Origin of the sequence: Comamonas sp. B-9, assembly GCF_000410635.1 — a bacterium.
Taxonomy (GTDB): Bacteria; Pseudomonadota; Gammaproteobacteria; order Burkholderiales; family Burkholderiaceae_C; genus Comamonas.
This window is the reverse complement of the sequence record NZ_APCR01000007.1, coordinates 1-5,735: the sequence shown is the minus strand read 5'-3', so window position 1 is coordinate 5,735 and position 5,735 is coordinate 1. Positions and strand designations below refer to the sequence as shown.

At 66.1% G+C, this 5,735-nt stretch carries 6 protein-coding genes; all 6 read right to left on the bottom strand.

The genetic code is table 11. The features are described 5' to 3' along the window. Positions 1 to 911, bottom strand: a 911-nt coding sequence (locus tag H928_RS0100120; protein ID WP_021024649.1) for an acyl-CoA dehydrogenase family protein, incomplete at its 3' end; no start/stop codon positions are given. After that, a complete protein-coding gene (locus H928_RS0100115; RefSeq protein WP_021024648.1) occupies positions 908 to 1,738 on the bottom strand; it encodes a MetQ/NlpA family ABC transporter substrate-binding protein in 831 nt (276 codons plus the stop codon). The genes H928_RS0100115 and H928_RS0100120, both read right to left, overlap by 4 nt. Positions 1,739 to 1,768: 30 nt before the next feature. After that, complete coding sequence (locus H928_RS0100110) at positions 1,769 to 2,575, bottom strand: MetQ/NlpA family ABC transporter substrate-binding protein (protein WP_021024647.1); 807 nt, start codon at positions 2,573 to 2,575, stop codon at positions 1,769 to 1,771. A 177-nt stretch (positions 2,576 to 2,752) separates the two neighbouring features. Then, on the bottom strand, positions 2,753 to 4,111 hold the full coding sequence (locus tag H928_RS0100105; protein ID WP_021024646.1) for an LLM class flavin-dependent oxidoreductase: 1,359 nt from the start codon (positions 4,109 to 4,111) through the stop codon (positions 2,753 to 2,755). A gap of 51 nt (positions 4,112 to 4,162) precedes the next feature. Continuing rightward, positions 4,163 to 5,026: a MetQ/NlpA family ABC transporter substrate-binding protein gene (locus H928_RS0100100; protein ID WP_021024645.1), complete on the bottom strand. Its 864-nt coding sequence runs from the start codon at positions 5,024 to 5,026 to the stop codon at positions 4,163 to 4,165. A 20-nt stretch (positions 5,027 to 5,046) separates the two neighbouring features. Further along, positions 5,047 to 5,735: LLM class flavin-dependent oxidoreductase (locus tag H928_RS25520; RefSeq protein ID WP_021024644.1), on the bottom strand; the 689-nt coding region annotated here is incomplete at its 5' end.

Here is a 5,735-nt window from a genome sequence, read left to right as displayed (position 1 = left end):
GTACTGGCCAGCTGGCCCACGATCTGCTGCACCAGCGGGTCGTCCTTGGGCAGGGCCGCCGCGCCATGGCTGAACACGCGGCGGCGCGCCTGCACATAGGCCAGGGTGTCGCGGCTCAGCGCGCGGGCAATGCCCGCCAGGCTCGCCAGGTGGAAGAGCTGCGCAAAGGCCACGATGGGCGAAGGCTCGCCGGAGCGGAACTGCAGTACCGCATGCGCGGGCACCGGCACATCGCGCAGCACCGTGGTGCCCGATCCGGTCAACCGCTGGCCAAAGCCGCGCCAGTCATCGAGCCGCTCCACACCAGCCGCATCGCCCGCCACCAGCGCATGCACTGTCTGGTCGGGCTGACCCGGCACCACCGCGCGCGCCAGCACGCTGATCCAGTCCGCATACAAGCTGCCGGTGCTGTAGAACTTCTGGCCATGGAGCCGCCACTGGCCAGGCACTGCCCCGTCAGGCACCAAGGTGGTCTGCAGGCTGCCCACGGCTCCCTCGCCCACCTCGGTGGTGGCATTGCCAAAGGTGGCGCCCTGGGCCACCAAGGGCAGCCAGTGGCGCTGCGCCTCGGCCGTGCCTTGGTAGAGCACGCGGTCCACAAACAGAAAATGCGGCCGCAGGATCTGGGTCAGGTTGGGGTCGGCCTCGGCCAGATCGACCAGCAAGGCCACCAGCTGCTCCAGCGACGCGCCACTGCCGCCCAGGCTTGGAGGCAGGCGCAAGGCCGTAAAGCCGCTCTCGCGCAGCCATTGCAGCGGCGCATGGGCGAGAGTGCGGCTGTGCTCGCGCTCGGCAGCACCTTCGGCAATGCGCGCAAACACCGGCGCAAAGCGCTGCTGCAGATCGGCCAGGCTCGGGGCCTTGGCATCAGCAACTTCGGGCACTGGGCGTGTCAGTGTGGCCTCGGTCATGGCGCGGCCTTCGCGGCGTTCTTCCAGGGCAGCGAGTACAGCTTGGCGTCATCGGCAAACGAGGCGCTGATCTGCTTGGCCACCGCGGGCGACGCCTGGTAGAGCTGCACAAACTGCGCAATGCGCGGGTCCTGCTTGCGGTCGCTGCGGGCCACAAAGCGGATCGCGTAGTACAGGTCATCGACGGTGGAGTACAGCAGCGCACGGCTGGCCAGCTCGCGCTGGCTGGCGTTGACCAGATGGGCCGGGTAGCCCTGGGCGAGGGCCACATCGTCAAGCGCCCGCACCAGCTGCGGGCCCTCCACCTCCAGCAGCTTGAGCTTGCGCGGGTTGCCGACGATGTCGTTGACGCTGGCCTTGGCGCCCACGCCGGGGCGCAGGCTGATGAGCCCGGCCGTTTGCAGCAGCAGCAAGCCCCGGGCCTGGTTGACCGGGTCATTGGCCACCCCTACCGAGGAGCCAGCCGGGATATCGGCCAGAGACGCATACTTTTTCGAATACAGGCCGATATTGGGCAGCAGGCCCACACCCACGCTTTCGATCTTGTAGCCCCGGTCGCGGATCGCATTGTCCAAAAAAGCCTGGTGCTGGAAGTAGTTGATATCGATATCGCCGGCATCCAGTGCAGTGTTGGGCGTGGTCCAGTCGGTGAACTCGATCACCTGCACCTCCAGCCCAGCCTGGCGCGCCTCCTTGGCGGCGACCTGGACCGAGTCGGCCAGCGAGCCGGGCGTGACCCCGATCTTCAGCGGAGCGGCCACGGCGGTAGCCATAACGGCACCGGCGCCCAGCGCCAGCAGGTATTTTTTCAGCGCAAACATCGTCATCGTCTTTCCTTGGGTGGGTGGGTGGCTGGCTTATTTCAGCCAGGGCAGGCTGTAGAAGCGGCTTTCATTGGCGTACGAGGCATGGATCTGCTGGCGCACCGCCTGGGATTGCTGGTAGATATCGATGAACTGGCGCACCCGCGCGTCCTTCACGTTGTCGGCCCGGGTGACAAAGTGGATGGCCCAGAAGGCATCCGTGCCGACGCTGTAGTACAGGCCCTGGCGCGCAGTCTCCAGCTGGCCCGCCTGCAGCAGGCCACCCAGGCTCACCACGGTGATGTCTGCATCATCCAGCGCCCGCGCCAGCTGGGGGCCGGCCACTTCGATGAACTTGAGCTTCTTGGGATTGCTGGCGATGTCGTCGATCTGGGCCAGCTGCGGCGCATTGGCGCGCAGGGTCACCAGGCCCGCATCGCGCAAGGTGGCAATGGCACGCGCCTGGTTGGAGGTGTCATTGGCCAGCGCCACGCTGGCGCCGGTGGGCAGGCTCGCCAGGCTTTTGTAGCGCTTGGAGAAGATGCCGATATTGCCGCGTGAGCCGACGGCCACCGCGCGCAGATCCTGGCGGTTTTCGCGGTTGAAGGTATCGAGAAAGGCCTGGTGCTGGTAGTAGTTCAGGTCCAGATCGCGGTTGACCAGCGCGGTATTGGGCAGGGTCCAGTCGGTGAACTCGACGATCTGCACATCCAGCCCCTGGGCCTTGGCCTCGCGCGCTGCAATCTGGGCCGAATCGGCCAGCGAGCCGGGTGTGACGCCGACGCGCAGTGGCTGGGCCTGGGCGGCGCCCAGGGTGGCAAGCGACAGCAACAGGGCTGTCAAAGCGGGGAAAAACTTCATGGCTGCTTTCAAAAAATCTCGGTGCTTAGAGCCGGTAACACGACCCAGCAAACCGAAGGTTTGCGGTTGAGACTAGGCGTCCCCGACTAGGCGTCAAGCCGCAGGCAGTACAGTAGTACGCCAAGGCAGGGCGCGGCCGGCGAGGCAACGACGTATCAAGGGTTGTGCTAGCGGCTCTTATCGCCGCTGCTGCGCGCCGGGGTGGTTGGCGGGTAGTCCATCGCCACGACCAAACAGCTTGTGGCGCAGGCTGCCTTCTTCGTAGCGCGTGCGGTAACGGCCCCGGTTTTGCAGCTCGGGCACGGCCAGGCTGGCAAAGTCCTCCCAGGTCTCGGGCACGACGATGCGGGTCAGGTTGAAGCCATCGATCTCGCCGACATCGATCCAGCGCTCCAGCGCATCGGCCACCTGCTGCGGGTCGCCGACGATGGTGTTGTAGCGGCTGCCCAGGCTGAACTGTTCGAGCAGCTTGCGCCGCGTGGTCAGGCCCTGCTGCTGGGCGGCCTGCACAGCCGACTGGATGGCATTGCCCTGGCCGTAGACGATGGGCTCGTCGAGGTCGTACTGCGCAAAGTCCACGCCGGTGCTGGCGGCGAAGTGCGCCAGGCCGCCTTCGGCACTGGCATAGGCCAGGTAGTCGGCGTATTTCTCCTCGGCCTCGGCCTGGGTGGGCGCCACCACCACGGCAGCGCCTACATAGATCTTGATGTCATCGGGCCTGCGCCCAGCGGCCACGGCGGCGGCACGCAGCTTGCGCGAGGCATCCCTGGCCGCCTCCGGCGTGCGCGCACCGATAAAGATGCCCTCGCCATGCTGGCCGGCAAACTGCAGCCCGCGCTGCGAGGTGCCGGCCTGGAACAGCACCGGCGTGCGCTGCGGCGATGGTGCGCTCATGTGGATCGCATTGGCGCGGTAGAACGGGCCGTCATGCACAACGGGATGCACCTTGCCCGGCAGCGTGTGGATACGGCGCGCCTTGTCAGCGATCACGGCGCCGTCTTCCCAGCTGCCTTCCCAGAACTTGTAGGCCAGCGCCAGAAAGTCATCGGCGCGGTCGTAGCGGCTGTCATGGTCGGCCAGGCCGTCCTGGCCCAGGCCGCGCGCGCCGCTGTCCACATAGCCGGTGACGATGTTCCAGCCGATGCGGCCATTGCTCAGCTGGTCCAGGGTGGTCACATCGCGGGCAAAGGTGTAGGGCTGGTGCGCGTTGACGGTGGCCGTCAACCCAAAGCCCAGGTGCTCCGTGACCGCCGCCATGGCTGACACCAGCAGCCAGGGGTTGTTCACCGGCAGCTGGATCGCTTCGCGCAGGGTCAGGTCCACGCCACGCTGGTAGACGTCGTAGTAGCCCACCACGTCGGCGATAAAGATGCCGTCGAACAGGCCGCGTTCCAGCAGCTTGGCGATATCGGTCCAGTACTTGAGCGTGTGGTACTGGGTGGACTGGTCGCGCGGATGCGTCCACAGGCCGTGGTGGATATGTCCGACGCAGTTCATGTTGAACGCGTTGACATGCATGATTTTTTTGTCAGTCATAGCCAGTGCGGGTGAGCGCAATCAGTGAATGCCAGGGGGTATCGCAGCCGATCACCACGAAGGGATGACCACGCCATTGAAGGCCTGCTGGATATAGCTGCGCACCTCGTCGGTGCGGTAGGCCGCTACCAGCTGCGGCACCCAGGGGGCGTTGCGGTTTTTCTCCTGCACCGCAATCAGGCAGACATAGGGGCTGTCGCCGCCCTCGACCAGCAGCGAATCCTTCGTGGGGTTGAGCCCCGCCTTGTAGGCATAGTCGGCATTGATCGCGGCCAGCTCCACATCGTCCATCGCGCGCACCAGCATCGGCGACTCCAGCTCGACAAAGCGCAGCTTGCGCGGGTTGTCGGTGATGTCCTGGGTCGAGGCAAACACGCCCTTGATCGGGTCAATGCCGGGCTTGAGCTTGATGAGGCCGCCCTTCTCCAACAGCAGCAGCACGCGCCCGCCATTGGCCGGGTCATTGGGCAGCGCAATCTGCGCGCCCACCGGCACGTCTTCGAGCCGCTTGTAGCGCTTGGAGAACAGCGCAATCGGGCCCACCCAGGTGCGGCCAAAGCCCACCAGCTTGTAGCCGCGTGCACGGATCGCCGCCTGCAGGAACGGGCCATGCTGGAAGCTGTTGGCGTCCAGGTCACCTGCATCCAGCGCGGCATTGGGCATCACATAGTCGCTGAAGGACACGATCTCGATCTTGAGACCATAGTCACGCTCGGCCACCTTCTTGACGGCCTCGAACACCTGCTCATGCGGGCCCGAGGTGACCCCCACTTTCAGCACCTTGGTCGTTACCGGCACTGCGGCCTGCGCCGTGCTGCGCCAGGCCCCGGTGGCCAGCGCGGCGCCAGCCGCCAGCGAGGTAGATAGAAAACGCCGGCGTTGGCCTGGCAGCGGAGAAGAAGGGTTCTGAGACATGGAGAGTTCCTGGGTGGCGATCAGGCCAAGGCCTGGGCATATGGAGTCGAGAGAGATGGCGATGCCTGGGCACCACCGACTTGGACGAACTGGCGAAACTGCTGGGCATGGTGGTGGGCTGGGAGGCGGTCGCCCTGGCCAAACAGCTTGTGGCGCATGCTGCCGGGCGCGTAAGCGCTCTTGTGCAGGCCCCGGGATTGCAGCTCGGGCACGACCAGGTCGATAAAGTCGCCAAAGCATTCGGGCACGACAGTGCGGGCGAGGTTGAAGCCATCGACACCGGCCTCTTCGACCCAGGACTGCATCTCGTCGGCAATCTGCTGGGCATCGCCGACGACGGTGACGTAGCGCCCGCCCAAGGCCAGCTCATCGAGCAGGTCGCCCAGGCGGTAGTCCTCACGGCCATTGGCCAGGCGCTTGATCGAGTTCTCGATGCCATTGCTGCGGTGCTGCTGCAGCAGTGGCGTGTCGCGCTGGTAGGTGGAGAAATCAATGCCGGCCGTGGCAGACAAATGCGCCAGCGCGGCCTCGGGGCTGGCATAGCGGCAGTACTCTTCGTACTTCTCTTGGGCCTGGCGCGTGGTGGCGCCCACCACCGGGGTCATGCCCACCAGCACCTTGATGTCGCCGGGCTGGCGGCCGGCGCGCACGGCCTCTGCCCGCAGCTGGCGCACCAGCGCGGCGGTGGCCGCCTTGTCCTGGATGGCCA